The 26,340-nt window shown below is 62.1% G+C and carries 29 protein-coding genes and 2 pseudogenes; 16 read left to right on the top strand and 15 right to left on the bottom strand.

The genetic code is table 11. From position 1 onward, the window contains the following. Positions 1 to 143 precede the first annotated feature (143 nt). Together QTI05_RS25250 and QTI05_RS25245 are read left to right on the top strand one after the other, a co-directional pair. Positions 144 to 593, top strand: a complete 450-nt coding sequence (locus QTI05_RS25250) for a thioesterase family protein (RefSeq protein WP_286539787.1) — start codon at positions 144 to 146, stop codon at positions 591 to 593. Between the two features lie 591 nt (positions 594 to 1,184). Beyond that, on the top strand, positions 1,185 to 1,490 hold the full coding sequence (locus QTI05_RS25245) for a DUF736 domain-containing protein (RefSeq protein ID WP_076196773.1): 306 nt from the start codon (positions 1,185 to 1,187) through the stop codon (positions 1,488 to 1,490). A 51-nt stretch (positions 1,491 to 1,541) separates the two neighbouring features. Here the strand turns inward: QTI05_RS25245 and QTI05_RS25240 are convergent, their stop codons facing one another. After that, positions 1,542 to 2,360 carry a DUF6988 family protein gene (locus tag QTI05_RS25240; RefSeq protein WP_286657981.1) on the bottom strand — a complete coding sequence of 273 codons (819 nt, stop codon included), beginning with the start codon at positions 2,358 to 2,360 and terminating at the stop codon, positions 1,542 to 1,544. 424 nt (positions 2,361 to 2,784) lie between these two features. Here QTI05_RS25240 and QTI05_RS25235 point away from each other — a divergent pair, with 424 nt between their 5' ends. Further along, the gene (locus QTI05_RS25235; RefSeq protein ID WP_286621167.1) at positions 2,785 to 3,132 is read left to right on the top strand and encodes a DUF2958 domain-containing protein; all 348 of its coding nucleotides are present in this window, start codon (positions 2,785 to 2,787) and stop codon (positions 3,130 to 3,132) included. Positions 3,133 to 3,177: 45 nt separating this feature from the next. On the opposite strand, the gene QTI05_RS25230 is transcribed toward QTI05_RS25235, so the two are convergent. Further along, positions 3,178 to 3,468: a helix-turn-helix domain-containing protein gene (locus QTI05_RS25230; protein ID WP_076196767.1), complete on the bottom strand. Its 291-nt coding sequence runs from the start codon at positions 3,466 to 3,468 to the stop codon at positions 3,178 to 3,180. 197 nt (positions 3,469 to 3,665) lie between these two features. Here QTI05_RS25230 and QTI05_RS25225 point away from each other — a divergent pair, with 197 nt between their 5' ends. The 10 genes and pseudogenes from QTI05_RS25225 to QTI05_RS25185 all read left to right on the top strand — a co-directional run bounded on the left by QTI05_RS25225 (position 3,666) and on the right by QTI05_RS25185 (position 10,748). After that, on the top strand, positions 3,666 to 4,007 hold the full coding sequence (locus tag QTI05_RS25225; RefSeq protein WP_076196765.1) for a DUF2958 domain-containing protein: 342 nt from the start codon (positions 3,666 to 3,668) through the stop codon (positions 4,005 to 4,007). Positions 4,008 to 4,111: 104 nt separating this feature from the next. Further along, positions 4,112 to 4,357 carry a transcriptional regulator domain-containing protein gene (locus tag QTI05_RS27895; RefSeq protein ID WP_338053085.1) on the top strand — a complete coding sequence of 82 codons (246 nt, stop codon included), beginning with the start codon at positions 4,112 to 4,114 and terminating at the stop codon, positions 4,355 to 4,357. Next, entirely contained in the window at positions 4,314 to 4,910 is a 597-nt protein-coding gene (locus tag QTI05_RS25220) for a DNA -binding domain-containing protein (RefSeq protein ID WP_286539782.1), read from the top strand. The genes QTI05_RS27895 and QTI05_RS25220 overlap by 44 nt, the downstream gene beginning before the upstream one ends. A gap of 92 nt (positions 4,911 to 5,002) precedes the next feature. Continuing rightward, the gene (locus QTI05_RS25215; RefSeq protein ID WP_286539780.1) at positions 5,003 to 5,299 is read left to right on the top strand and encodes a helix-turn-helix transcriptional regulator; all 297 of its coding nucleotides are present in this window, start codon (positions 5,003 to 5,005) and stop codon (positions 5,297 to 5,299) included. Between the two features lie 20 nt (positions 5,300 to 5,319). Continuing rightward, positions 5,320 to 6,138, top strand: a pseudogene (locus tag QTI05_RS25210) (replication initiator protein A); the annotation flags it as partial. 233 nt (positions 6,139 to 6,371) lie between these two features. Next, positions 6,372 to 7,121 (top strand): ParA family partition ATPase, encoded by a 750-nt coding sequence (gene parA / locus QTI05_RS25205; protein WP_286539778.1) that lies wholly within the window; start codon positions 6,372 to 6,374, stop codon positions 7,119 to 7,121. Beyond that, a complete protein-coding gene (locus QTI05_RS25200; RefSeq protein WP_286621165.1) occupies positions 7,118 to 7,381 on the top strand; it encodes a ribbon-helix-helix protein in 264 nt (87 codons plus the stop codon). Before parA ends, QTI05_RS25200 begins: the two co-directional genes overlap by 4 nt. Next, a complete protein-coding gene (locus QTI05_RS25195; RefSeq protein ID WP_444812963.1) occupies positions 7,378 to 7,896 on the top strand; it encodes a DUF2840 domain-containing protein in 519 nt (172 codons plus the stop codon). The genes QTI05_RS25200 and QTI05_RS25195 overlap by 4 nt, the downstream gene beginning before the upstream one ends. A gap of 23 nt (positions 7,897 to 7,919) precedes the next feature. Continuing rightward, the gene (locus tag QTI05_RS25190; RefSeq protein ID WP_286539775.1) at positions 7,920 to 8,426 is read left to right on the top strand and encodes a S26 family signal peptidase; all 507 of its coding nucleotides are present in this window, start codon (positions 7,920 to 7,922) and stop codon (positions 8,424 to 8,426) included. A gap of 372 nt (positions 8,427 to 8,798) precedes the next feature. After that, entirely contained in the window at positions 8,799 to 10,748 is a 1,950-nt protein-coding gene (locus QTI05_RS25185) for a DUF3363 domain-containing protein (protein ID WP_286621158.1), read from the top strand. 135 nt (positions 10,749 to 10,883) lie between these two features. Here QTI05_RS25185 and QTI05_RS27890 read toward each other — a convergent pair whose 3' ends face one another. The 8 genes from QTI05_RS27890 to QTI05_RS25150 form a co-directional block, all read right to left on the bottom strand. Continuing rightward, positions 10,884 to 11,177 (bottom strand): PLP-dependent transferase, encoded by a 294-nt coding sequence (locus QTI05_RS27890; RefSeq protein ID WP_353505970.1) that lies wholly within the window; start codon positions 11,175 to 11,177, stop codon positions 10,884 to 10,886. A gap of 127 nt (positions 11,178 to 11,304) precedes the next feature. Next, positions 11,305 to 12,741, bottom strand: coding sequence for a M20 family metallopeptidase (locus QTI05_RS25180; protein WP_286539770.1), 1,437 nt, complete (start codon positions 12,739 to 12,741; stop codon positions 11,305 to 11,307). Positions 12,742 to 12,764: 23 nt separating this feature from the next. Continuing rightward, positions 12,765 to 13,997, bottom strand: a complete 1,233-nt coding sequence (locus QTI05_RS25175; RefSeq protein WP_286539769.1) for a diaminopropionate ammonia-lyase — start codon at positions 13,995 to 13,997, stop codon at positions 12,765 to 12,767. 178 nt (positions 13,998 to 14,175) lie between these two features. Next, positions 14,176 to 14,826 (bottom strand): LysE family translocator, encoded by a 651-nt coding sequence (locus tag QTI05_RS25170; RefSeq protein ID WP_286539768.1) that lies wholly within the window; start codon positions 14,824 to 14,826, stop codon positions 14,176 to 14,178. A 14-nt stretch (positions 14,827 to 14,840) separates the two neighbouring features. Further along, positions 14,841 to 15,620 carry an amino acid ABC transporter ATP-binding protein gene (locus tag QTI05_RS25165; protein WP_436411625.1) on the bottom strand — a complete coding sequence of 260 codons (780 nt, stop codon included), beginning with the start codon at positions 15,618 to 15,620 and terminating at the stop codon, positions 14,841 to 14,843. A 4-nt stretch (positions 15,621 to 15,624) separates the two neighbouring features. Continuing rightward, on the bottom strand, positions 15,625 to 16,722 hold the full coding sequence (locus QTI05_RS25160) for an amino acid ABC transporter permease (RefSeq protein WP_286541425.1): 1,098 nt from the start codon (positions 16,720 to 16,722) through the stop codon (positions 15,625 to 15,627). 49 nt (positions 16,723 to 16,771) lie between these two features. Continuing rightward, a complete protein-coding gene (locus QTI05_RS25155; RefSeq protein ID WP_444812962.1) occupies positions 16,772 to 17,929 on the bottom strand; it encodes an amino acid ABC transporter permease in 1,158 nt (385 codons plus the stop codon). A 94-nt stretch (positions 17,930 to 18,023) separates the two neighbouring features. Beyond that, complete coding sequence (locus tag QTI05_RS25150; RefSeq protein ID WP_286539764.1) at positions 18,024 to 19,103, bottom strand: amino acid ABC transporter substrate-binding protein; 1,080 nt, start codon at positions 19,101 to 19,103, stop codon at positions 18,024 to 18,026. Positions 19,104 to 19,382: 279 nt separating this feature from the next. On the opposite strand from QTI05_RS25150, the gene QTI05_RS25145 reads away from it, so the two are divergent. Next, positions 19,383 to 19,847, top strand: coding sequence for an Lrp/AsnC family transcriptional regulator (locus QTI05_RS25145; protein ID WP_286539762.1), 465 nt, complete (start codon positions 19,383 to 19,385; stop codon positions 19,845 to 19,847). A gap of 8 nt (positions 19,848 to 19,855) precedes the next feature. Then, positions 19,856 to 21,442: a gamma-glutamyltransferase gene (gene ggt, locus QTI05_RS25140; RefSeq protein WP_286621156.1), complete on the top strand. Its 1,587-nt coding sequence runs from the start codon at positions 19,856 to 19,858 to the stop codon at positions 21,440 to 21,442. A gap of 130 nt (positions 21,443 to 21,572) precedes the next feature. Here ggt and QTI05_RS25135 read toward each other — a convergent pair. The 4 genes and pseudogenes from QTI05_RS25135 to QTI05_RS25120 all read right to left on the bottom strand — a co-directional run. Beyond that, positions 21,573 to 22,263, bottom strand: a pseudogene (locus tag QTI05_RS25135) (SDR family oxidoreductase); the annotation flags it as partial. Between the two features lie 34 nt (positions 22,264 to 22,297). Continuing rightward, positions 22,298 to 23,299, bottom strand: coding sequence for an NADP-dependent oxidoreductase (locus QTI05_RS25130; RefSeq protein ID WP_286621154.1), 1,002 nt, complete (start codon positions 23,297 to 23,299; stop codon positions 22,298 to 22,300). Positions 23,300 to 23,364: 65 nt separating this feature from the next. Then, positions 23,365 to 24,177 (bottom strand): oxidoreductase, encoded by an 813-nt coding sequence (locus QTI05_RS25125; RefSeq protein WP_286619662.1) that lies wholly within the window; start codon positions 24,175 to 24,177, stop codon positions 23,365 to 23,367. 89 nt (positions 24,178 to 24,266) lie between these two features. After that, positions 24,267 to 24,866 (bottom strand): TetR/AcrR family transcriptional regulator, encoded by a 600-nt coding sequence (locus QTI05_RS25120; protein ID WP_076196730.1) that lies wholly within the window; start codon positions 24,864 to 24,866, stop codon positions 24,267 to 24,269. A gap of 177 nt (positions 24,867 to 25,043) precedes the next feature. Here QTI05_RS25120 and QTI05_RS25115 point away from each other — a divergent pair, with 177 nt between their 5' ends. Further along, positions 25,044 to 25,346, top strand: coding sequence for a hypothetical protein (locus tag QTI05_RS25115; RefSeq protein ID WP_286622419.1), 303 nt, complete (start codon positions 25,044 to 25,046; stop codon positions 25,344 to 25,346). 117 nt (positions 25,347 to 25,463) lie between these two features. On the opposite strand, the gene QTI05_RS25110 is transcribed toward QTI05_RS25115, so the two are convergent. Next, positions 25,464 to 26,135 carry a GntR family transcriptional regulator gene (locus QTI05_RS25110; RefSeq protein WP_076196726.1) on the bottom strand — a complete coding sequence of 224 codons (672 nt, stop codon included), beginning with the start codon at positions 26,133 to 26,135 and terminating at the stop codon, positions 25,464 to 25,466. Positions 26,136 to 26,340 lie beyond the last annotated feature (205 nt).

Raw genomic sequence — 26,340 nt, 5'->3', positions numbered from 1 at the left:
CAACGCTCCCTGCGTGCCACCCTACGCCAGCGCTCGCTGCGGTGGGTTGGGGATGCCTGCTGGTCACAGGAGCATCGAACAGCACCGATCGCCTGCAATCCAGCGCGCTGATCGAGCCTTCGACAACCCCACCCGGATACCCCATGAACCACCAAGGCGTCAGCGAGATATTCTTTGAAGAGTCATACACCGTGCCGGCCGACCAGACTGCGAAGTCGCTTTTCTCGCGGCTTCCGCACGGAAGCGGGTATGCAGAGCGACTGATCGAATGTCTTGCCACCGGGTACCTGGTTGCGGTGGTCGAATCCATTTGCATTCGTGAGATGCAGCAGCACGTCGATGTCGCAATTGAAGTGGTGGTCGGCCGTTCGATCCGTATCGAGCATCGAGGACCAATTCCGCCAGGGTCGCCGCTGCGACTGCGCGGATGGCTTGAACGGCTGGGGGACCGGAGCGCGACATTCCGCGTTCAGGCCCACGATGCGCACGAGGTCGTCTGCGAAGCCACTGTCACGCTGGTGGCTGTCCAGCGGGCACAGATGGAGTCGCGCATCGCGACAAAGGTTTTGGCACTCCAATGCCCTGGAACCTAGAAATGCGCGCCCCGCCAGTGGTGGAGCGCGGACACGACGCAACTTGCTGCGCTCGAATGTCGTGCGAGCCGTCCTGAAGGAAGCGGGCTAACAGTCCGCCAGACGACGGTGGCTCACAGAGAGCGTTCCGATGCGCAGCTCCTTCCGCGCCACAAATGCCGGATCTACTGGCAGCGCGGATGCGGTGGGATCGTTCCTCCTTTTCGTTGCGCGGCTGACATGGACTGGGATCGCTTCGGGGGTCGTGCCGGAAACACTGTTGCGGCGGAGACGGTGCTGGGGCCATGCGTCCTTTCGCGACAGGATCACACCCACAGCGGCCTTGTATTTGTCGTGAATCCTGGCGAGGGCACGGAGGCGCTGCACTTTGTTTCGCGCCGCCTCGGGCTTGTTCGCCGCAACCGTCCGGCCCGACAAATTTCCCCGACCTGCGGTCTTCCTCGCGAGGCAAATTTCTCGGGCCTCCCGATCCTTCACTGCGTTGCGGCCCCTCCGCTTCGCTATGGGATGCGGCGCGCCCGGACCCTCACCCATCGGATCACGCCAAGGCCGCGATGGGCGCGACCTGGTCAACTTCAAAAGGACTTCATCATGGCCAACATCGGCACCTTCACCGCACAGAACGACAGCTACACCGGCACGGTTCGCACCCTGACGCTCAACGTCAAGGTCAAGATCGTTCCCAACGACAAGGAGAGCGAGAACGCTCCTGACTACCGCATCGTCGCCGGCAACTTCGAGATCGGCGCGGCGTGGAAGAAGCTCAGCCGGGCCGAACGCCCCTACCTCTCGGTGACCCTCGATGATCCGTCGTTCCCGGCAACGATCTACGCCCGCCTGGTCGAAGGCGAGGACGGTGCGCACAACCTGATCTGGTCGCGCAGCAAGGGCGACTGAGCGTCGCCCTCGGCGCCCCGCTTTAGCGGGGCGCTGTTCCCTGCAAGGCCGCTACTTCAACAAGTCAGGCAGACAGTCGGCGAACGCGGGCTGGATCTTGCTCATCGGCTTGGCGACGGCTTCATCCCACGTCAGCACCGCCAGGGTCATGGCGGTCATCGTGAGCAGGCCATTGGAATTTCGCAGGATCTGCAGGGCCAAGTGTACCGGGAAGCCCTCGGACTGTCGGCGCAGCGGGTGGATGCCGCCATGCACGAAAGAGTTCATGGCGTGCCAGGACACGTCCTTGAAGTGCGCCAGCATCTGGTGCGCGGCCGCGGGCACGTTGGGTCCGACGCGCTTGCCGATCTGCTCGATCATCTCGCTGGCCGAGGGGAGATTCTTCGCGGCCTGCTCGCTCTGCAGGGTCAGCGGTGCGCTGAGCTTCTCGATGGCCAGATCGCTGGCTGCATATTGCAGCCACATGGCGCGGGTCAAGGCCTCGAACTGAAGCCGCATCAGGCCGACTGCCGACGTGGCCAATCCCATCGCCATCAAGGCGCGCAGGCTGAGCCCATGCTCGAGCGCCACGGAGCACATGCCGAAGGCAGCCTCGCCACGAGGAGAGGGATCGAAATCGGCGCCGTCGAGCAGGTGCAGCAGGGCTTCGTGCAGCTCGTCGGAACGACGGAGCATGATTTCCAGGGGATCGTCCGAGGTTCCTTGTTGAGCAGCTTCCATGCAGACATCGTATTCGCTCGGTGCTGCTGTTGAGCGACAGCAGATCTGCGCAGGCAGGCACCTGCCTAGCGGCTTTGCGGATGTTCCCAAATGAGTAAACCCGTATCTGCGTCTACTCGCCGATCCGCTTTCCTGGTTTTGCGGTTCCACGGGTCAACGGCGATTCGTGAAGGCGGCTTTGCGCTTCAGAGGGTTTGTTGAATGCCGGATCGCTGGCTCTACGACTCTCCACATATCCGTCATCCAGCCCAAGCGTTCTTGTGCGTCTCCGGCGATGCCGGCCGCGCTGTCGTGCTGCGCATCGAGCCGCCGGTGGCGTCTCGCCCCTTCGGGCTTTCATCGCTGACGCCTTCGCGCCTGTCGGCGCTGCGCACTGCGTTTGCAGGAGCAGGGGCGAGGGGAGGGCTGGCTTGCTGTTCCCTGCACCGTATCACGCCGTTCTCACCGTCAAGGTCTGCGCGTGCTGTGCACGCTGGCGGCCTTGCGGCCGTCTGTCGAACCCTGACGGCTGCGCTGCGCCGTGCTGCTTCCGGTCTCGGGCAATCCCGCCCTGAATCCTTCCAAGGAGAAGACCATGACTAAGCTCATTACCGATGAACAACGCGCGCTGCTGCTGGCCAACGGCCGGCAGTCCCTCGAACAGGAAAACTTCGATCCCGCCCCGGTGGTCAAGCTGTTTACCCCGGACGCCGGGGCGACCTGGCTGCTGACCGAGATCGACCCGGACGACCACGACCATGCGTTCGGGCTTTGCGACCTCGGACTGGGGTTTCCCGAACTGGGGTGGGTGAGTCTTGCAGAGGTCACCACCGTGCGCGGCCGGTTGGGCCTGCCCGTTGAACAGGACCTGCATTTCGAGGCACAGAAACGCTTGAGCGCGTATGCGCGAGAGGCGCGTGTCGCCGGGCGCATCGTGGTCTAGCCGCGGTTCATTGGCCGCCGGCGACGGTCGGCGGCCAATCTCGTCCTAACCCTCTTTCTTGGGCAGACGTGCTTCGGTCTCCAGCATCAATTCGCCAGCGCTGCGTTCGAGCGCTCGCGCGATCTTCAGGATCATCGCCAAGGTCGGCATGTGCTCGCCGCGCTCGATCTTGCCCATGTGCGAACGCTCGATGCCGGCCCGGTGCGCCAGGGTTTCCTGGGCAACGCCATCCTCGGTACGCATGGCGCGCACCGCATCACCAAAGGCCCGTGCCGGGCCTGCCTCGAATGTCGTCGCGCCGGTCGGCCGCCCGCGCTGTATTCCCTGCTTCTGCATACACAGAAGCGTTACGTTTTAAAGCAATTAAAACCACGTTATCTTTAACTCATAAAATAGCTTGCCAGCAGCGTTTTCGGTTTGGCGTGCTGAAAAAGACGAATTCCTACCGGCCGGTAGGAAGCGTCTGGGCGTCGCTTCTGGGACTTGCTTTATGCCACCTGCGAATTAGTATTTAACGGCCTCACGCGAGAACCATGACTTTCCTGACCGAAGAACAGCGAATCCGGCTGCTGGCCAATGGCGCAGCGCGGGCGCATGGCGAAACCGTCGACCCGCTGCCCGTGGTCAAGCTCTACACCCTGGACGCCGGTGCGGCGTGGCTGCTCACTGAGCTTGACGCCGAGGGGGACAAGGCGTTCGGCCTGTGCGACGCCGGCACGGGCAGCCCAGAGCTGGGGCAAGTCAGCCTCTCGGCCCTCGAAGGCGTCCGCGGCCCGCGCGGCATGCGCATCGTGGCCGATCCGCACTTCAAGCCGCGTCAGCCGCTCTCGGGCTACCTGGCAGACGCCCAGCGAGACGGATCAATCAACGACTGACGCGATCGCCGGCCGGGTCGCCGTTTGCGCGATCCAGCGTCGCCTCGAAAGCGACCTCGCGCCTCATTCCCTGTGGCAGCGTTCCTCTTCCAAAGGAGGACTCTGTGACCAACCCTAATCTCGAAGATCTGCCCGGCGCGCCATGGGGCATCTCTGCCGCCTACCTCTACGTGCTCGACCTCGACAACCCAGCCCTCGCCTGGGAATACTTGCGCCGCAATCCAGGCTACCGCACGGATTGGACATGCCGCGAGCGCGTAGTGTCTTTCGCACGCTGGGGGTTGCGACAGCGCCGAAGATCCGGACATGGATGGTCGCAACGCACAGCCACTCTGGCTGTCGTCCTCTGACGGCTTGCTGCATGTGCGTGCTGCGCACGCCAACAATGCAGTAGCTCGCCGATTCGACCTGTGGCGCATCCCCGGCCGCAAGCGCCTAGCGCTTGACGGCCCCGACTTGGCGCTGACTGCCGACCTCAACGCCCAGCGCATGCGCTTGTCGCTGTCAGGGGCCCTCGCAGACGGCGCGGTGTACACGGGTGCCGCGCCGCTGACGCCGCGCCTGCGCGGCCAGCTCGATGCCTTCCATGCGCAGGCACAGGCCCTGGAAGGTCATGCACCCCGGGTCGATCCTGCGCGGGCGGTCACCCGCGCCGCGCTGCTGCATCTGCGCGCTCTGCAGGCGCTCGATGCCGCGCAGGCGGGCGCATCGCACCGGGACATCGCCCAAGCCTTGTTCGGCCTCGAAGCCGTCGTCCTGCGCTGGCACGAGGATGGCGAACTGCGCGCGCAGGTGCGCCACCTGCTGCGGCGTGCGCAGGGATACGTGACCGGCGGCTATTTAGCTCTCGCCGGCGTGCCGCACACCACAGCAGACCACCCCGGAGACGAGCCGGTGCGCTGAATCTCTCCCTGCCTTGATCGGGCCTGATTCCCGAGACTGCCTCCATCGGGCCGCGAATGGTTTGCGGCCCATCGACAGCGATGGAGTCCGTCATGGCAGTTGGCAGTTCGTTTCCTCACCGCACGACCGCAGCGGCTGCGCCGCAGCCTGCTGCGGTTCCGGCTGCGCCGCCCAATCCCGAGTTCCTGACCACCGACGAAGCCGGCGCCTTCCTGCGGCTGTCGCCGCGGACGCTGGAGAAGCAGCGGGTGCTCGGCGGGGGTCCGCGCTTTCGCAAATTCGGGGCGCGCGTGGTCTACGCCGCCGCCGATCTGCGCGCTTGGGCTGACAGCCACACCTACGGCATGACCTCGGATCCGGGCTACGTGCAGCGCGACTCCGTCCGCTGACCTACCTTGGGCAACGCCGTATGTCCAAGCGCATGAGCGAACGCGAACAGCTCTCGCTGTTCCGCGCGCTGCCGCACGACGGCATGGCGCTGCGTGATGCGCAGGACCTGATGGCCTACCCCTTCTTCTCGCTGGCCAAGACGCCGCGCATCGTGCCGATCCGCTTCGAGGCCGGTGGCATCTCGCTCACCGTAGAGGGTGTGCCCGAGCACGGCATCGCCACCATCTGGGACGCCGACGTGCTGATCTGGGCTGCCAGCCAGATCATCCAGGCCAAGAAACAAGGCATCCCGCCTTCGCGGCTGATGGTGGCTACGCCCTACGAGATCCTGCGCTTTGCGCAGCGGGGCACCGGGCGCAGCGACTACCTCGCGCTGCGCGCCGCGCTGGACCGCCTGCAGTCCACCACCGTCGCGACCACGCTGCGTCAGCGCGAGCGCCCGAACGGTGGCAAGCGGGTGCACCGCTTCTCATGGATCAACGAGTGGAAGGAGTACATCCGCCCGGATGGGCGCTCGGAGGGCATCGAGCTGATCCTGGCCGACTGGTTCTTCACCGGCGTGATGGAAGAAGCGCTCGTGCTCACGCTTGATCCCACGTATTTCCGGCTCTCAGGCGGCATCGAACGCTGGCTGTACCGGCTCGTGCGGAAGCACGGCGGGCGGCAGCCGAATGGCTGGCGCTTCGAGATGCGGCATCTGTACTTGAAGTCCGGCGCGCTCCAGCGCTCGCGCGACTTCGCCGCGCACGTGCGCGGTCTCGCACTGCGCCAGGCGCTTCCGGGCTACCGCTTGTCCGTCGAACGTACCGGCGGAATCGAGTGGTTCGCCTTTCACCCTTGCATCGACAACTGCCCGAAGACCGACTTATCCACTGTTCGTGTCGACCGGGACTTATCCACAGCTTCTGTTGAAGAACCTGTGGATTTCATGGGGACGGGCTCGGTGGATCACCGGCGCGCGACTCGGGTGATCGCCGGCGCAAACATCGGTGGATCACCGGCGCAAAACCGCCCGCAACCCGCGCCCAGCAACGGTTTCGGGCCTCCCTAAACATCTAAAGGGATACATAAATGGAAGTCACGCGCGCGCGAACCGAAGCTGCCCAAAAAGCGGGCAGCGCCTCGTGGGAGGCAGTCCGAACATCCGAAGACCGCTTGCCAGGAAGACAAACCCGGCCCGGCAAGGTGATCGCATTGCTCAACCAGAAAGGCGGTGCGGGCAAGACGACGCTCGCCACGCACCTGGCCGGCGAACTGGCGATGTCAGGGAGCCGCGTGACGCTACTCGATGCCGATCCGCAGGGCTCGGCCCTTGACTGGGCGCAGCGGCGCCTTCAGAACGGCCAGGGAAGGCTCTACGGCGTGTTCGGGCTGGCGCGGGACTCCTTGCACCAGGAGGCGCCGCAGATCGCCCGAGAGGCGGATTACGTGGTGATCGATGGGCCGCCCCGCGTTGCGGCCCTTGCGCGCTCCGCGCTGCTGGCCGCCGACCTGGTGCTGATCCCGGTCCAGCCCAGCGCCTACGACGTGTGGGCCAGCCACGAGATGGTGACGCTCATCGCCGAAGCCCGGGTGTTCAGGCCGCAGCTTCGCGCGGCCTTCGTGATCAACCGGCGTGTGGTCGGCACGGTGATCGGCCGCGAAGCGCGCGCCGCCCTGGCCGACCAACCGTTTGCCGCGCTGCAGACCGAAGTCTCGCAGCGCATCGTGTTCGCCGATAGCGTGGCCGCCGGCCGGCTCGCATGCGAGGCCGCGCCGAAGTGCGCCGCCGCGCGCGAGATCGCGGCACTGGCGCAGGCAGTGCAGGAGATGCTGCGATGACGGGTCCATCGTCATCCTCAACGCCGAAGCGGGCATCCATCGGCCGCAAACCTGCCGCTGACCCGGCATCGACCTGGGTGCGCCAGGCCGATGCACCGGAGAACGTCGCGAAGGCGTCGATCTTCACCGCGCGCCTCACCATCGACGTGACGCCGGCGCTGCGGGGCCGCATCAAGGTGATCGCCTTCGAACGAGGCGTCACTGCGGCCGAGATGCTGCGCGCGCTGCTGGAGTGCGAATACGGTGGAGGCCAGTCATGACGCAGCCGTCGCCCATTGGCGCGCAGACCTGGCCTCACGCAGCGCTGCCGCCACAGCCTACCCCTATGCGCGTCTCGCTCGCCTTCGTCGAGCATCGCGTGAACGTCTGGCTGCGCTTCGGCCAGCCGGTGCGCGAGACGGTGCTCGACCGATGGCGGCGCGTGGCAATCTTCGAGCCCAATGCGGTGTGCTGTCGCGTCAAATGGATCGGCAACGACTACGGCACGGCGCTCTGGCAGCTCACGGTCCTGCAAGCACCGATGCCGTTCGATGGTGCACAGCGCATCGCCGGCGTGGTGCCGGGCGCGCGCATCCTGCTGCGCGCCGATGGCGAACAGCAGGTCAAGTCAGTGCTCGAAAGGATCGACGCCGTCGAAGCGCTGGGCATCGAACCGGCTATGGTTGCCTCCACATACTGGCAGACCGTCGGCAACCGGCTGGCTGCGCGCCAGTCGTTGCCGGAGTACACCAGCGAGCGCCATGCGGCGCATGTTGCGCGCGGGGCGCTGCGATGAGCCGGCGGGTACTTCTTGCCGGCATGGGCATCGGCCTGGCTGCGCTGTGCGCGCCGGCCTTCATGCCGATGTCGGTGCAGGAACGTGTATTCCTGGTCTACAACCCGACGGACAGTGTGCCGCGCGGCTGGTACCAGGTCGGCAGCATCGACAGCGCAGCTGCGCTGCACGTCGGCAGCATCGTGCTCGCCCGGCTTCCTATCGACGTGGCGGCCTTCGCAGCACAACGCCGCTACCTGCCGAGCGGTGTTCCGATCCTCAAGCGTATCGGCGCCATTTCACCGCAGTCGGTGTGCGTTCGAGAACAGGTCGTGCTGATTGATGGCGCAGTGGCGACGACCGCACTCACCCATGACGGCGCGCGCCGGCCACTGCACTCTTGGCAGCATTGCCGCCCCCTCGCCAGCGGCGAACTGTTCCTGCTCAGCGACACTAACCCGGCGTCGTTCGACAGCCGCTACTTTGGCCCCATCTCCGTCTTCGCCGTGCTCGGCATCGCGCGGCCGCTGTGGACCTGGAACGCGCCATGAAGTCTGCCTTATCGCATCACGCAACATGCCACTGGAATGCAGCCGAGCATGCGCCCGCGCTTCATTCCATCGTGCAGGGAGCCCGCCGCCAGCGTGCAGCTCGCGCTGCATCGCTGCTGCCCCTCGAGCAGCGCTGCGCACCCGGTGCGCGGCTGGCGGCAGGTCGGAGCCGGGAGCGGATGCGGAAGGCGGAGACGGAGGGCCAGATAAAAGGGGTGGCACGTCGCGCCCCTCCAGGCCAGTCTGCACGTGGGTTTGCGGCGGCACCGCAAGGGGTCTTGCGCGTGCCGCGCAGAGACTGGAATCCGCATGGCAGTGGCGTCTGCCGCGTGCCGTTTCCGATGCGCTGCGCCACTGTGCGCTGGAGTCTTCATGGCTGGCAATGACGAGGATCGCTTTCGGGTCAAGCCCGCGGCACCGAAGTCGCGGGGCGGGCCGCGCTCGCAGCGCTTCGTTTCACAGGTTCTCAAGCAGATGTCGAAGACCGGCGCAAAGCCCTCCGGCAAGGGCCTTGGCAGATCCGCCAACACGTTCGGCCGTGGCCGCGTCGCGGCCTCCCTGGCCGGCCAGCGTCTGGGGCCGAATGCGCGGCGTGTGGTCATTAAGTCCCGCTTCGTCGTGCTGCGGCGTGCCAGCCCGAACTCTGTGGCCGTACACCTGCGCTACATCGAGCGCGACGGCGTTACACGCAATGGACAGAAGGGCCAGGCCTACGGCGCCGACGCCGATGCGGCCGACCTCAAGGCCTTTCAGGAACGCGGGCAGAGCGACCGCCACCAGTTCCGCTTCATCGTCTCGGCCGAGGACGGCCTAGAGCTGGAAGACCTGAAGGGCTTCACTCGTCAGCTCATGCGCCGCATGGAGATCGACCTCGAGACCCGACTTGACTGGGTGGCCGTGGACCATTGGGACACAGACAACCCGCACACGCACATCGTGCTGAACGGCCACACGGGCGGGCCTGCCAGCGGCCGGGAAGATCTTGTGATCGCCCCTGACTACATGGCGCACGGCATGCGCTTGCGCGCCAGCGAGATCGCGACCGAACGGCTGGGGCCGCGCACCGAGGCGGAAATCCGTCAGAGCCTGCTGCGGGAGGTCAACCAGCAGCGACTCACCAGCTTGGATCGGGCGCTGATCCGGCAAGCTGGCGCCGATGGCATCGACCTGACGGCTACCCCGCAAGACCAGCAGCGCCAGAGCGTACTCCGGGCACGGCTGCAGCGTCTCGAAGGCATGGGCCTGGTCGAGAGGATTGACGCGAACCACTGGAAGCTCCAGCCCGAGATGGCGGCCACACTTAACGCCATGGGCCAGCGCGAGGATGCGCTGGAGACGGTACGCCGTGCGCTCAAGGGCCAGCGGCGGGAATGTGTGATCGATGATCGTCCAACCTCCTCTGTCATCGGTCGGATCGCGGGCAAGGGGCTGGCCGACGAACTGCACGACCGCAGCTACTTGGTGGTCGATGGCATTGACGGACGGGCGCACTACCTGAAGCTGCCACCCGGTGCCGACCTCGCAGAACTGCCTATGAATGGCATCGTGGAGGCTAGAGTCCCCGATCAGGAGAAGCCGGTGGACCGCCACATCGCAACCATCGCCAGAGACGGCCTCTACAAGGCAGCCGACCACGTGGTGAAACTGAAGCAAGCTCGCGATTCCGACCCGCAGGCCACTGTCGATGCACACGTGCGCCGGCTCGAAGCGCTGCGCCGCGCCGGCATTGTTGAGCGCATCGCTGATGGCGTCTGGAAAGTGCCGCCGGACCTTCTGGAGAAAGCTCGAACGCATGACATACAGAAAAATAATGGGCTGGTGATCGAGCTGCGGTCGCATCTCTCCATTGAACAGCAAGTGCGCACCATGGGCGCCACCTGGCTGGATAGGCAGTTGTTGGGCGGCGACTCGGCCGTGGGCGGACAAGGCTTTGGGGTTGAAGCACGCGATGCAATGCGCGACCGTGTCGATTTCCTTGCGGAACGGGGCTTGGCCGAACGGCATGACCAGCGAGTAGTTTTCGCGCGAAACCTGCTGGCCACCTTGAAACATCGTGAGCTGGCTGCAGTTGGCAAGGCGCTCCACCAGCAAACCGGACTAGCGTACCGGCCGCTACGTGATGGCCATTCTGTGAGCGGCGTTTACAGTCGTTCGATTCAGTTGGCTAGCGGCCGCTTTGCCATATTGAATGAGGGGCTGGGCTTTAGCTTGGTGCCGTGGCGGCCGGTGGTCGAACAGCGGCTAGGTCAGACCGCGTCCGCTGTGGTTCGAGGATCATCCGTCACCTGGCAGTTCAGTACACAGAGAGGCATCTCTATCTAATCCGCCGCCCGAACTTTCCAGCGCAACTTGCCTTTGACAGAAACTGGCAGTCTACCTACCGCATGAGCTGCCGAGCAAATTCGACAGATGCCATTTGGCACACATTCGTGGGAAGAAGCACATCATCGCCCGCCGTCAAAATCCAAGATTGACCACGGTGATTGCCGCCTGGCCACTGGGTCCTCGCAGGCAATGACGGCCACCTTCAAGCGTGCACAGACGTTGCTCGAGGGTATCTGTCGTGGGTGTACCGTAAAGGCCATAGCTGTAGCCGTCGCGGTGGCCAAATGCACGGAGACGCTGGCGGACGTCCGCTACGCTTGGGGATAGCACGGTCGACCCCTTGGAAACCCCCGGGGGAACGGCCTCGTATCCACTGGGGACCTGGTAATCTTGGTGAATTAATTTGGTGCTGATGTCTTTGGACATAGCGTCCCATGTTGGTCCGCCGGGTATGGCCGCTTTGATTTGGGCACTTCGACTTCTACCGTACGGAAGGTGTCCGCGAAAAGGGGGCAACTTCACGGATGAGCGCTAGGCGTTCGATGGAGTGAAGTCAGGCGGAGCCAGTACCTGCACGCTTCCGTGCGGAGATCACATTCAAAGCCGTTTCCCCAAGATCCCACCAGAGGCCCGCCATCAGCGCCAGCGATTCGCGGGCAACGGAGCCCAGGAAATGCTCATTGGGCGCGTGCTGCGAACACGCCGGGTAGGAATGTGGAACCCAAACCGTGGGAAGGCCGAGCGTGTTCGCGAAGATTTCGTTGGGCACGGTGCCGCCGAGGTTCGGCAGCAGTGCAGGCTTCTTGCCCGTGGTCTTACGAATCGAATCGAGCGTCCACTTGACCCAAGGGTCGTCAAGGTCCAGGCGGGTCGCCGTGACCGCAGGCTTGACAATGACATTCACATGCTTGATGCCGTTCCTGGCGAGGTGCTCATCGAGATAGTTCTGGGCGTTCTCCCAGTCGGTTCCCACCACAAAGCGCAACTGGCAATGCGCACGCGCTGTCGGAGGAATCGCGTTGACGGGCGCGTCAGGATTGCCCGATTTGAATGCCAGCACTTCCAGCGCGTTCCAGCCCAGCACTCTTTCAGCAGGTGTCAGGCCGGGCTCACCCCAGTCGATGTCCACTTCGGGAGCGCTACTGTCCCGGCCGAGTTCGATGTCCGACAACGCCTCACGGACAGCTGCAGAAATTGGAGGCGGCATGAGCCCCTTGACGAGGATGCGGCCGTTGACGTCCACCATGCTGGCAATCGCGTGCGATAGGACAACTGCGGGGTTGCGCAGCGCGCCGCCCCAGTTCCCGGAGTGGTGCCCACCACTTCGCAGATCAAGCTCCAGATCGAAATTCAGCTCGCCGCGCGACCCAAGAAAAACTGTGGGTCGCTCAGCCGACACTCGAGGTCCGTCCGAGGCCAGGAAGACGTCGCCACTTAGAAAGTCGCGTTCTGCTCCGCAGATTTGGTTTAGTCCGGGGGAGTCCACTTCTTCGCCGGTCTCCATGATGATCTTGAGGTTGAATCCGAGCTTGCCACCTCGCGCGTTCATAACAGCCTCGAGCGCGGCCAAATTCACGGAGTGCTGCCCCTTGTTGTCAGCAATGCCGCGGCCGTACCAGCGATCGCCATCGACCACGATCTTCCACGGCTCCAGGCCTTTGTGCCACTGGTCGTCGTAACCGCGGACCACGTCGCCGTGCCCGTAGGTGACGACCGTCGGGAGGTTTATGTCCTCAATGCGACTGGCAAGGAGAACCGGCGCGTCGATGTCGCTCGGGTTGGGCACAAGCTTCGTCTCGAATCCCAGCCGATGGAGCAGTGGCGAAATTTCCTTTTCGAGATAGGCGTGAAGGTGTTTCGCCTGGGACGGTTCCTGGCTCTCGGTCCGATAGGCGACACGGCGGTCAAGGTCCGTCAGGAATCGGCCTGAGTCGTAGGTTTCGACGGCGCTGGCGATTGCGGCTTCACGTGTGGCGGCGCTGGTGTTCATGTTTACTTTTATGTTGAAACCGGTTACGCGTAGTGGCTCGCTCTGCGATCGAGAAACTCTTTTTGCCGCGCCAGCACGCCCAAGCCGGATTCGCCCACCAGTTGCTCATAAACCGCCGGTGCAGTTGCACCTTCTGTGCTAATCAGCAGCACCGTGGACGAGTGGTCCAGTCCAGCTTGCCGTGCGAGCTTGGGATCGCGCATCAGCTGGATCAGGCCGGCCAGACCAGCGGCGCCAGATTCCCCGGAAACGATGGGGAGGTCACTTTCATTGCCCTTGGCCAGCACCTGCATGGCTTGAACCGCATCCTCATCCTTCACGGTCATGAAGTAGTCAACACTTGATACCAGGAAGCGCCAGGCCAGTGGCGAGGTTTCACCGCAAGCCAGGCCCGCCATCACGGAGTCCACGGAACCGGTGGCCTTTGCTGCAACACCGCTGAGGGCGCTCTGGAAAAGACAGTCCGCCTGCTCGGGCTCAACGATGATTGCCGTCGGACGGCGGGTGCCGTAGGTTTCCCAGAAATAGCTGACGATGCCGGCGGCGAGTCCGCCCACACCACCTTGCAGAAAGACATGGGTCACGGGCGATTTCGACCGCGCCGACCCTTCAACGATTTCGGCTGCGATGGTGCCGTATCCCTGCATCACATCACGCGGGATCTCTTCATAGCCGTCATATGACGTATCCGAGACGACATGCCAGGCATTCTCACGAGCCAGGCGCGCGGCCTCCTCCACCGACTCGTCGTAATTGCCCTGGATGCGAACGATATCTGCGCCATAGGCCGCGATAGCCGCTTCCCGCTCGGCGCTGACGTTGGCATGCAGCACGATCACGCAGCGGCAACCTGCACTCTGCGCTGCCGCAGCCAAGCCTTTGCCGTGATTCCCATCCGTCGCACTGATAACCGTGAAGTCGCTGAATTTTGTCTTGTAGGCGCCGGAAAGTAGCGCCTGCGGATCCAGGCCGTCGTTTGGCCACAGGCGGAGAATTAACCTAACCAATGCGATCGGCGCACCGAGTGCCTTGAAGCTGCCAAGTTCGGAACGAACCGATTCATCCTTCACGAGAATCTGTCCCACGCCCAGTGCAGTGGCAAGTCCGTCCAGCGCGTAGAGCGGTGTTGACCCTGGATAGATGCCACCCCATGTCGAGAGCCACTTCCTGCTTTGCTCAGCATTGTCGACAGACATGATTGAACGCAGATCATTGGGGTACGTTTCGCGCGTAGCACGCGTGTTGGTAATGAGCATTTGGTTGTTCCGTGTGTGATGCTGCAATCCTAAGATTTGAAGCTGTGTTGCTTGGCGCAATTTGAGGCTGGAAAACACAACATCTGTGCGATGTGCAGGACCACTGTGGCTGCACGTTGTGTTCGCACGATCGCAACGCTCAGGTCCCACGTGCAGCACGCTTTTTTCCTTGAGGTAGCTAGGCGCCGGGTCGATCGACCAGTGCAAGCCTGACCCCAAAGACGATGAACATCGAGCCAGCAAGCTTGTCGAGCCAGTGCATTCCGCGTTGAACGACAGGTCTTCTGGCCATCCACGCAGCCGCGATCGCCCAGCCCGCGTTGACCGGGATGCTGTTCACATTGAAAAGTACACCAAGAGCAAGGAACGCACTGGTCTTTCCTGTCGTTTCCGGGCTGATGAACTGGGGCAGGAAAGCCAGGAAGAACAGCACGACCTTCGGATTGAGGACGTTGGTCCAGAAGCCGCCGAGAAAAATCTCTTTTGAACTGGGAAGAGGCCGCGATAGAGCAACCGCTTGAAGGTCTGTTGTCGCCGGTGCTGCACGCGCAAGCAAGATCTTCCCGCCGATCCACAACAGGTACGCAGCGCCGATCCATTTCAAGACAGTGAAGGCAGTCTCAGAGGCCGCCAGAAGTGCGCCCATTCCCAACGCAGCAGCAAAGATGTGCACAAAGCAGCCAGCTGTGATGCCAAGACCAGCGACAACGCCAGACTTCCAGCCGCCTCGTAGCGAGTTCGTGACGATGTACAGGACGTCAGGCCCTGGGGTGACGTTCAGCAGCCAGCCGGCCAGCACGAATAGGAGGAGGTGATAAGCGTCTGGCATCGTAGCGTGATCGATTATTGATTGCGCAGGACTTGACCGAGGAAAGTCCGCAGGCGGTCCGACTTCGGGGTGCTGAACATTTCGTCAGGACTTCCGGACTCGACGATCTCGCCGCGGTCCATGAAGACTACGCGGTCTGCGACTTCGCGAGCGAAGCCCATTTCGTGCGTTACGCAGATCATCGTCATGCCGTCCTTCGCGAGGGAAACCATCGTGTCGAGTACTTCCTTAACCATCTCGGGATCGAGCGCGGAGGTCGGCTCGTCGAAAAGCATGATCTTCGGTTTCATGCACAAGGCTCGTGCGATCGCAACACGCTGCTGTTGGCCACCGGAGAGCTGCCCCGGATATTTGCTGGCCTGGTCTGGAATCCGCACGCGCTCCAGGTATGACCTTGCCAGCGATTCAGCTTCCCGGCGGGGCACATGCCGGACCAGCATGGGCGCCAAAGTACAGTTCTCCAGCACCGTCAAGTGCGGGAAGAGGTTGAAGCTCTGGAAGACCATCCCTACTTCGCAGCGAACGGCATCGAGGTTCTTTGCGTCGCTGTCGAGGCTGATGCCGTCCACGACGATCTGGCCTTCGTGATGCTCTTCAAGCTGGTTGATGCACCGGATAAGGGTCGATTTACCCGAACCGGACGGACCGCAAACCACGACGCGTTCGCCAGTCGCCACGTCAAGGTTGACGTCGCGCAGCACGTGCATCGCGCCGTACCATTTGTTGATCTTCTGCATCGAGACTGCGACGCCTTGCTGGCGAGCGGCCGGTGCTACTGTCGTTGCGATAGTCATAGGTTTAGCGCTTTCTATGCTGATTGAGGTGGACTTCAAGCTTCTGGCTGTACTTGGACATGGCAAAGCAGAACGCGAAGTAGATGAAGCCTACGAATATGTACGTTTCGACCGCAAAGCCCTGCCAAGCGGGCTCGCCGATCGCAGCGCGCGAGGCCGCGAGCAAGTCATAGAGACCGATGACGAGCACCAGCGACGTGTCCTTGAAGAAGCCAATGAAGTTGTTGACGAGCGGCGGAATGACGAGCTGCAACGCTTGTGGGAGGATGATCTTGCGGTTCGTCGACCAGTAGGAGAGACCCAACGCATGCGCCGCTTCGTACTGTCCCTTCGGCAGCGCCTGCAAGCCGCCGCGGATGACCTCGGCGAGATAGGCGCCAAAAAAGAGAATGATGGCAACCTGAGCGCGCAAGAGCTTGTCCAGGTTGACGCCTTCTGGCATCAGGAGCGGGAACATCACACTCGCCATGAACAGCAGCGTGATCAGTGGAACGCCGCGAATCATCTCGACATATGCGACGCAGATCCATCGGATAAACGGCAGCTTCGAACGGCGTCCCAGTGCCACCAGAATCGCCAGCGGGAAAGCCACTGCAACGCCAACCGTCGCCAGAATCAGAGTCAATGCCAAGCCGCCCCATTGCGTCTGCGGCACGAACTGCAGGCCGAAAACTCCGCCCCACATGAGTAAGCCAATGGCCATAAGCGCCAGTGTCCACACACCGGCCAAGGCGGGTCGCCAAAAGCGCTTCATTCCGGACATGACGTAGAGACCAATGAACAGCAAGACGACGATCAAGGCTCTCCACTGTTCCTCGAAGGGGTACATGCCGAAGAGCATGAAGCGATACTTGTCCGTGATGACGGCCCAGCATGCGCCGCTGCCTTGAACGGCCTTGCAGGCGTCGCTGTTAGGCCCCTGCGAACCTGTTGGGACACTCCAGATCGCGTTGACGACTCCCCACTGGAAAACGAATGCAGAGAACTTCGCCAGCACAACCAGAAGGACGATCGTCGTCAGCGTCGATATCCACGAATAGAAGAGGTTTTGGCGCAGCCACGCAATCGGGCCGCTGCGTTCCTGCACCGGGGGTGTACGCATGACGGTGGTGCTGGAATGGACAGAGTGTTTCACGGATAGGATGGTCACGTTAGCGCTCCACTAGTGCAATACGGGCGTTGTAGTGGTTCATCAGCGCGCTGATCGAGAGACTGATCGTGAGGTAGACGCCCATGATGATTGCCACAAGTTCCACCGCTTGACCGTTCTGGTTCATCGCCGTGGTGGCGATGGAGACGATGTCCTGGTAGCCAATGGCAACGGCCAGGGAGGATTGCTTGGCCAGGTTGAGGTATTGGCTCGTTAGCGGCGGAACGATCACTCGGAGTGCCTGCGGAAAAACGATCCATTTCAACGTGTTTGATGATTTCAAGCCAAGGGCGCGGGATGCTTCTATCTGTCCATGACTAACCGACTGGATGCCGGAACGAACAATTTCGGCAATGAATGCCGCGTTGTAGATCACCAGACCAAACAACAGCGCGAAGAATTCTGGCGAGACGGTGACGCCGCCACGGATGTTGAAACTCCGTGGGCTAGGCATGTCCAAGGCGAACGGAGCGCCCAGCGTAATCACGACCGTGGCGGGCATGACCGCCATGAGCAGGACCGCGGTCGGCCAAGTGGCGCGTTGGCGCCCATCGTCCAGTGACTTGCGAGTGGCTCGCTTTGCGGAGATCACAGTGGCAATCAAACCAAGGATGAAAGCGAGGAGCGTCCAGCTGTGGGCCGTTTGCCAGTCGAGAACCGGGAAGCTCAAGCCGCGGTTGGACAGGTAGACGCCCGCGATGGGGTGGATCGCTTGGCGAACCGGCGGCAGACCCTGAAGAAGGGCGTACCAGAGGAACAGTTGCAACAGCAGGGGCAGATCGCGGAAGAACTCGACGTAAGCCGACATCAGCTTTGCGAGCAGCCAGTTCTTCGATAGGCGGGCAACTCCGATTACGGTGCCCAGGATTGTGGCGAGCACGATGCCCCAAAACGCAACCCAGAGCGTGTTGAGCATGCCCACGACCAGCGCACGCAAATAGCTATCTGCCGGGGTGTAAGGGATCAGGTGCTCCGCAATGGGAAGCCCTGCTTCGCGTTGCAGAAAGCCGAATCCTGAGGCAACATTACGTGCGCCGAGATTCGCCTGTGCATTACCGATCAGCCAGCTGAAAACGCCGATCACGATCAGCGCAGCGAGCACTTGCCATACGACCCGACGCATGGGGACCTTGGAGCGGGACAATCTGTTTGAGGACATTGGAGTTTCGCCATCCCGACCAGATGGCGGGCTTAAACATTGACTAGGGGAAAGGGATTCGCCGGCTCGATTTGAGCCGGCGACATCAGCGCGACTAGCGCATCGGCGCGGCGTACTGGATGCCGCCGTCCTTCAGTAGACGATTCAGGCCGCGCGGCAGGCCCAGGGGCGCGATGCTGCGCTCGTAGATCTCAGCATAGTTGCCAACGCCCTTCACGACGTTCACTGCCCATTGCGCGTCGAGGCCGAGCGCGGCGCCGAGGTCGCCGGTCTCACCCATGAAGCGCTGGATAGCCGGATTCGAGTTGTTCCTGAACTTGTCAATGTTGGCGGCTGTCATGCCGAATTCTTCGGCGTTCAGCATGGCCGCGTGGGTCCAGCGAACGATGTCAAAGAAGCGCTGGTCACCCTTGCGGATGAAAGCTCCCAGCGGCTCCTTGGAGATGATTTCGGGCAGGACCTGGTAGTCGTTGCCAGCGCTACCGATGGATGCCTTGAAAGAAGCAAGTTGCGCGGTGTCGTTTGTATAGGCGTCGCAACGGCCGCTCACGATAGCGTCGCGCATTTGCTCCATCTTCTCGATGACGACCGGCTTCATCTCGAGCTTGTTTGCGCGGAAAAAGTCGGCGGCATTCACTTCGCCGGTGGAGCCGGGCTGGAAACACACTGAGGCGCCGCCGAGATCATGCGCGCTCTTGATGCCGTCCTTTTTCTTTACAAGAAAGCCCTGACCGTCATAGAAGTGGATTGCCGGCACTTCCAAGCCAAGCTGCGCTTCGCGGGTCAGCGTCCAGGTGGTGAAGCGAGCCACGATGTCGACTTCGCCGGACTGAAGCGACGGGAAGCGCGTCAGGCTGGTCAGAGAGACGAAGCGAACCTTGTCCGGATTGCCGAAGATCGCCGCCGCGATGGATCGACACACGTCTGCATCGAAGCCGCGCATCACGCCGCGTGCGTCGGGGAAGCCGAAGCCGGGGCGATCACCGCCGACGCCGCAAATGAGCTGGCCACGTGCCTTGATGGCGTTGAGCGTAGGCGAAGCCACCGATGGCGCCGCTGCGGCCACAGGCGCCGAGGCCGGCCGCGGTTGTGCGATGGCAACACTGGCCACAAGCGTTGCCGCGCAGGCAACTGCGTTGAAGATGTTGCGGGGGCGATGACCGTTCGTGGACATGGAGTTTGTTCCTTCAGGTAGGTGGAGTGGTATAGGAAATCGTAAAAGTGACCCCTCGCACGAATGGTTGAATCTGGATAGCGAAAGCGCGCCGTTATTGCGTTCGTGAAACATTCAGCCGAGGGTTTCCCCTAAGAGGGCGCGTGGCATGCACAAAATTGGGCGCTTTTCCTCGTTTTGAGCCCCTGGTGCAACAATGTTTCGGTTGCCAGCGCACATACGCGTCAAAAAACCGCTTCTTGCGGCCCAGAATTTAGCCAGCGCTGACGCATAACAACCATGCTTTTAGACAACTACGACATCAAGCTCCTCAGCCTCCTGCAGGCGGACAGCAAGACTTCCCAACGCCAGCTCTCGGAAGAGGTGAACCTGTCGCCGTCGGCGGTAAACCGGCGAATTGCTGCGCTTGAAGCGGCCGGCGTCATCATGACGACGGTAGCCGTCGTCGATCCAACGGCGGTGGGTCGCCCCATCACCATCCTGGTCGAGGTGAAGCTGGAGAGCGAGCGGCTGGATCTGCTCGATCAAGTCAAGAAGAGTTTCGCGAACTGTGTGCAGGTGCAGCAGGTCTACTACGTGACTGGTGATTTCGACTTCATGCTCGTGATCAACGTCAAGGACATGTCCGAATACGAAAAGCTCACGCGCGAGCTGTTTTTCTCGGCAGGAAACATCAAGACGTTCAAGACTTACGTTGCCATGCAGCGGATCAAGGTATCCCTCAACGTGCCGTTAACGATTTAGGAATTTCGATGCGAGATTTTGAAGCCCCAGGCCGGTCCGTCGCGGTCGGCAGCAGGGGAATGGTGGCGACCTCCAACCCGCAGGCAGCGTTGGCTGGACTGGACGTCCTGCGGTCCGGTGGGAATGCCATCGATGCAGCAGTCGCTGCTGCGGCAATGCTGGCAGTCGTCGAACCGACCCAGACTGGAATCGGCGGCGACTGCTTCGTCATGCTTAGAAAACGTGGCCAGGCGCCGGTCGCGCTCAACGGATCGGGTTGGGCTGCCAAGGCAGCGAGCGCGGAAGAATTGCGCGGGCGCGGAATGGCCTCCATCCCGGTCGATAGCGTCCATGCCCTGACCGTTCCAGGTGCGGTTCGCGCGTGGAATCGATTGGTCGAAGACTACGGGACGCGTTCGCTGCAAGAACTGCTCGAGCCCGCGATCGGTGCCGCCGAATTGGGTTATCTGGTCACGGAACGCCTTGCGCACGATTGGGCGCGACAGGCGGCAAAAATGATGGCGACGGCAGAAGCGAAAGCCCTGTTCTTTCCCGCAGGCAGAGCGCCTGCCTTAGGCGAACGCAGAAGCAATCCTCAGTTGGGCAAGACGCTGCGCGCCATCGCCAAGTCCGGCGCTGACTCGTTCTACGAAGGCTGGGTTGCCGAGAACATCGTGACCTCGTTGCGAAAGAAGGGAAGCCTGTTGAGCCTCGACGATTTCGCTGAATTCAAGCCGGAGTATGTGACGCCGATTTCGGCGAGCTACCGTGGCTATCGATTGTGGGAGTGCCCGCCCAACGGGCAAGGGGTCGTGGCGCTGCAGATTGCGGCGATGCTCGAGGCGTTTGATCTCAGTGCAATGGGGCCTCTCAGTGCAGAAAGGTTCCATCTTCAGGCAGAGCTATCGCGCATCGCCTATGCACAACGTAACGCTTTCCTATGCGACCCGCGGTTCAACGCAGTAGATGTGAATGAGCTGCTTTCCGACGACACGATTGAACGCTTGACCCGAGGGATCGATCTAGACACGAAGTCCGATGGATGGACGCCTGTTGCGTTGCCCGAACACAAGGACACCGTCTACGTGTCAGTCGCCGACTCGGACGGCACGCTCGTCTCATTCATCAATTCGATATACGACGATTTTGGCAGCGGGATCGTGGCACCTGGCACAGGAGTCCTGATGCACAACCGAGGATCAGGCTTCGTACTTGAGGAAGGTCATCCCAACGAGTTGCAGGGACGCAAGCGGCCCATGCACACCATCATTCCCGCGTTGGTCACCAAGGATGCAGACACCGTCATGAGCTTTGGAGTTACTGGTGGCCACTTCCAGCCGGCGGGCCAGCTCCAAGTACTCTCGAATATCGTCGACTACGGCATGTCTGTGCAGCAAGCTATCGATCATGCGCGGATGTTCGCCAGAGGCGATGTGTTGGAGCTCGAGCGGACGGTTCCTGACGCGGTGTGGTCGGGCCTTCGCAAGCGAGGCCACGAGCCGGTAGCAGCGCCGAGCCCGCTCGGTACCTGCCATGCAATCTGGGTCGATCAGGGATCGGGTGTCTATATGGGTGGCTCTGACGGTCGACGGGACGGTCTCGCGATCGGCTTCTGATGAAGCCGTTGCGGGCATGGCGGTCAGCGCTGAATTCCGCTGCGGTTGGAAGAGAAGTAGTCCATCGCTGCCTGCACGCTGTTGCCAGCGAGCTCGACGCCCGCAATGCGCAGACCCATCTCGGCACCGGCGGAAGGTAGCTGGGCCCTGCCGCCTTCATCCCGTGCTTGACCTGCTGGGTGAGTTCATCGGCCTGCACCTCATCGACGCCCGATTTGATTCGTCGAGCACGAGCCTGAAGATTTCCTCGGGACTGGACTTCGGGACATCGAACCCGCGCGTGAAGTCGGTGTCGACGTACGCCATGTGCAGCCCCAGCACTTGCGCCTTCTGAGCCGCCAGTTCATTGCGCAGGGCATTGGTGAGCGACCAGGCTGCGGACTTGCTTGCCGAATAGGCCGGCAGCTCGCCGTCGTTCACCCACGAGGCGACCGACAGGACGTTGAGCAACGCGCCGCCACCGTTGGTCTTGAGAATTGGCGCGAAGGCATTGCTCATGCGCACGGCGAAGTAATTGGTCTCGAAGATGCTCCGTGCGAAGTCTTCGCTATCGGCTGCGAGAAAGCTCCCCGGCTGCGCAATGCCGGCGTTGTTGATCACCAGCGTCACATCGGACGCACGCCAGCGCTGCGGCGGCCGCCACGTCTTCCGGCTTGTTGACGTCCAGGTGCAGGGCCTCCACACCGGATTGGGTGATGGTCGCAGGGTCGCGTGCGCCGGCGTAGACCTTGGGGGCACCGCGGGCGAGCAGCTCGCGCGCGAAGGCCAGGCCGACACCGCGGTTGACCCGTGACGAGGGCAATAGCGTTTGCAATCTTGATGGGAGTCCCCAAAAGCTGGGGTGGAGAACTAGGCTCACTTGATCTTGATAACGACCTTGCCCTTGGCGCGACCTGCTTCGACATAGGCCAGGGCCTCGTTGGTCGACTCGAACGGGAAGACCCGATCCATCACGGGGCGGATACCGCCAGCATCGAAGAGACGGGTGATCTCGCGCAGCTGGCTCCCGTTCGGCTTCATGAAGAGGAACGAGAAGCCAACGCCACGGCTCTTTGCCCTCCGCCTGATTCCCGAGCTCAGCAGCCGCATGACCAGCTTCACGAAGCCGGGTGCCCCGATGTCCTTGCCGAATTCGGGATCGGGCGGTCCGGAGATGGAGATGAGCTTTCCGCCGCGCTTGAGCACGCGAAGGGATTTTTCGAGCGTCTTGTTGTCCTGGCTGTTCAGGACCACGTCGTAGTCCCGCAAGACATCCTCGAAGTCCTGCGTCTTGTAGTCGATGACGACGTCTGCGCCCAGACTCTTCACGAGAGCGACATTGGTCGTGCTCGTCGTCGTGGCCACGGTGGCGCCCAGATGCTTGGCCAGCTGAATGGCAAAGGTGCCCACGCCGCCGGAGCCAGCCTGGATGAAGACCTTCTGCCCCTTCTTCAGGCGCGCCTTCTCGATCAGTGCCTGCCAAGCCGTCAAAGCCACCAAAGGAATGGAGGCGGCGGCTTCCATCGTGAGGCCCTTGGGCTTGAGCGCCAGCGAGGCTTCCTTGACGGGGACGAATTCGGCGAACGTACCGATGCGGAAGTCGTCCGCCCGCGCATAGACCTCATCACCCAGCTTAAACTGGCGCACGCGTGGGCCGACTTTGACCACCACCCCGGCCACATCGTGACCGAGGATCAGAGGCAGACGGTAGGGCAGTATGAGCTTGAACTCTCCGTCCCTGATCTTGGAGTCCAGCAGGTTTACGCCAGCGGCGTGGACCTGCACCAGGACTTCGTCGTCGCGCAGTTCCGGTGTCGGCACGTCTGCCAAGGGCCATGCGAGCTTTTTCCCATATCGACCGAGAACAAAAGCTTGCATGTCTTTCCTTGGTATTTTTGCGCCGAGGTTTGCGGAGGGTCCAAGACGGTCACGCGGATAGCCGCCTAAGCTTCGAGTCGAAGGTCTTTTCGAACCCCTGCATCTAACACCCTGGCGGGCGCAAATCTACGCAGCAGCCGCATGCGGCTAGCAAGGCCCGGGGTGTAGTGGATCTTTGGATGCGCCACCGTTGCCGCCTTCAACACGATTTCGGCGACCACATCGGGCCCGTCCGCGCCCACTAGCGCTTCCTTGACGCGTTTCGCCACTCCCTCGCGAATCTCTCGATACACGTCGAGGGGCGCATCGGGTTGCATTAGGTTCGCGTCGAAAGGCGTATTGATGTAGGCAGGCTCGACCACCGAGACGCGAATGCCCTGCTTGCGCAGTTCATGGTCGAGCGATTCCGAATAGCCCGCGACCGCATGCTTGGTGGCGGAGTACAGCGCCATATAGGGCAGGGGTAGGAAACCCAGCACGGAGCCGATATTGATGATGCGCCCACCCTTTTGGCTGCGCATATGCGGCACAACGGCCCGGGTCATCCGCACCAGCCCGAAAAAGTTGGTATCAAAAATCGACTGAGCCTGCTCGATCGAACTTTCTTCAGCGCCGGCTGCTGCAACCCCGAAGCCTGCGTTGTTGACGAGAAGGTCGATGCGGCCTTCCAACTGCATCACCTTCTGGACCGCAGCTTCGACCGACTCGTCCTTGGTCACATCAAGGGGCAGCATCTCGAACGATCGTCGACCCGCCTGATCTCCACGTCTGCTGGTGCCGTAAACCTTGTAGCCAGCCTTCGCAAGCCGCTGCGCAGTCGCTTCACCGATGCCTGAAGAGGCCCCTGTAATGAGCGCAACCTTGTTTGCCATGTTCATCATGTTTCTCCTTGAACTGCGTATTGTGCTATTGAAATGATGTTCATCATATGTTCTGGCGAGCAGCTAGGCTGCATGTTTCAGTTGGCTTAGGTGGGGGGTAGATGCTTCAATGCGGCCGCGCACAGACTGTCCGACAGTGCAGGCTCGTCGACCGCACGGGCCAGCAACAATGTGCCCACCATAGTGGCGACGGTCACGAGTGCCCGTTCGTGGGCACCGGGCTGCCCCCAGTCAGGCGACTGACGGGCGACAAGATCGATCATTTCCTTGACGTGCCGGGTGGTCACCCGGCGTACTTCGGGTGCCTGGCGAGGCGTCTCCGAGCCCAGTGCGGCCAGGGGACACCCCATTTCAACTTGTTCCAGGTGCTCGCGCGAGAGATAGACGCGAAGCATGGATGGCAAAGCCTGCTCGGAAGGCACGCTGGCGACAACCTCCGCCGCTACGGCAGCTGACTCAGCGCACGCCCGACTCGCTGCTTCGGTGAGCATGGCTTCGCGCGACGTGAAATGAGCATAGAAGGCGCCATGGGTCAGGCCGGCCTCCTTCATGATGTCGGCGACTCCGGTGCCGTCGTAGCCGCTACGACGGATCGCCCGCGCAGCTGCGGAAACGATGCGCTCGTGCGAGGCTTCCTTAGCCGCAGTTCTGACGTTGTGGTTCGTCTTTCGCATGACGATGATCATACATGATTCGCGAAACATGCGCTGTGACGTTCTTGGCGATGCCGTTAGGCGGCAACGCATCGCAATGAGACGAGCGAATACGGAAGCCGAATTAACGTCAGGACATGACCAAATACCAAAGGCTCACCCGAGAGTTGTGCTTCATTTCCGGAAACATCAATGCGGTGTCGACTGGCGATGTCGATCATGGTGGCGACGGGACGTGGCGCGACGCAGGGCGCGTCGTTCCGCGACGCCGCCGCCATCGACAACCTGCGCCGCGTCGACACGCTCATCGTGAGCAAGACGGGCACGCTGACGAGCGCCGGCTGGCTGTCTGATCCGGTCAAGTCCGGCACGCCCGAAGCGTTGGCTGTGCTGCATGCGGCGGGCCTGCGAATCGTGACGGCGACAGGCGACCACGCCCTGGACCGTCGCCGCGCGGCTGGGCATTCGGTGGAAGTCTCGTTGTGCGGGACACAGACAGCTTTGCTTTTCTGAACTCCATCGCTCCATCTGCCCGCAAGCGCTCTTCGAACATGCCCGCTTCCACGCACCGCTGCGAATCGGGGTGGCCAACGGAAACGCGCAACCCAAACTTTCGGGGTGCTTGGTACGCTATCTGAGAAAGTCTGTACCGAGCAGATAGTCTACTGTTCGATTGAGGTGAGTGCCTAGTAGCTCGCACGCGAGCTGCGGCCTCCGTTCAACAACCGCTTTCGCTAACTCTTCATGCTCACTGTTGAGATCACGCTCACGGTTCGCATGCAGCAACGATAGCCATCGATATCTCTCACTGTGTGTGAAAAGAAGGTCGCGGGCCCGAAGTAGCCAGTCGCTGCCGCAAGCATCGATAAGCGCGCGATGAAATTCAGAATGCGCGTCAGTGACCGCCAGTACATCTTCTGCCTCGGCTGGCCCGAGAATCGACAAACGCTTAAGGCGGTGAAGCGCAGACATGATTCTGCTCTCCCACTCTACATTGCCCAATTCGATCGCCTTTCGCAGACAAATCCCTTCCAGTTCGACTCGCGCACCTGCGAGATCAATGAACTCGCTAGCAGATACGGGCGCGACGCGGAAGCCCCGCTGCGGCTCCGCGACAACTAGCCCCTCCGCGGATAGCCGCGACAAGGCCTCTCGGATGACCCCAGAGCTCACGGAGAGCGCATCACCAAGATCGGCGATCTTCAACTTAACGTCGGGTGCGTACCGACCTTTAAGCAAATCGGCGCGCAAGACCTGATAAATCGAATGAGTGATGCTGCTGTTGCTTGGTGAGATACCCATATCTTTGTCTGCGCCGAATTAGAAATTGTGCTGCCGTGCCGATGCTGACCCACAGGAGAAAGCTGACGTTATTCTGGACGACTGGTCGTCTCGCGAGGCGCCCCTCGCGAGAGGGCCTCAGATGGTGCTCAGGAAGGGGCTGTGGCCGTCATCGACGTCGTTCCTTATGGCATCCGCACTCCAAGCCAGCTTCAGGATGATCATG

It is taken from the genome of Variovorax fucosicus, assembly GCF_030316825.1.
Taxonomy (GTDB): Bacteria; Pseudomonadota; Gammaproteobacteria; order Burkholderiales; family Burkholderiaceae_C; genus Variovorax; species Variovorax fucosicus.
Note: the sequence above shows the minus strand (reverse complement) of the source record. Positions and strands in the feature narration are given on the sequence as shown.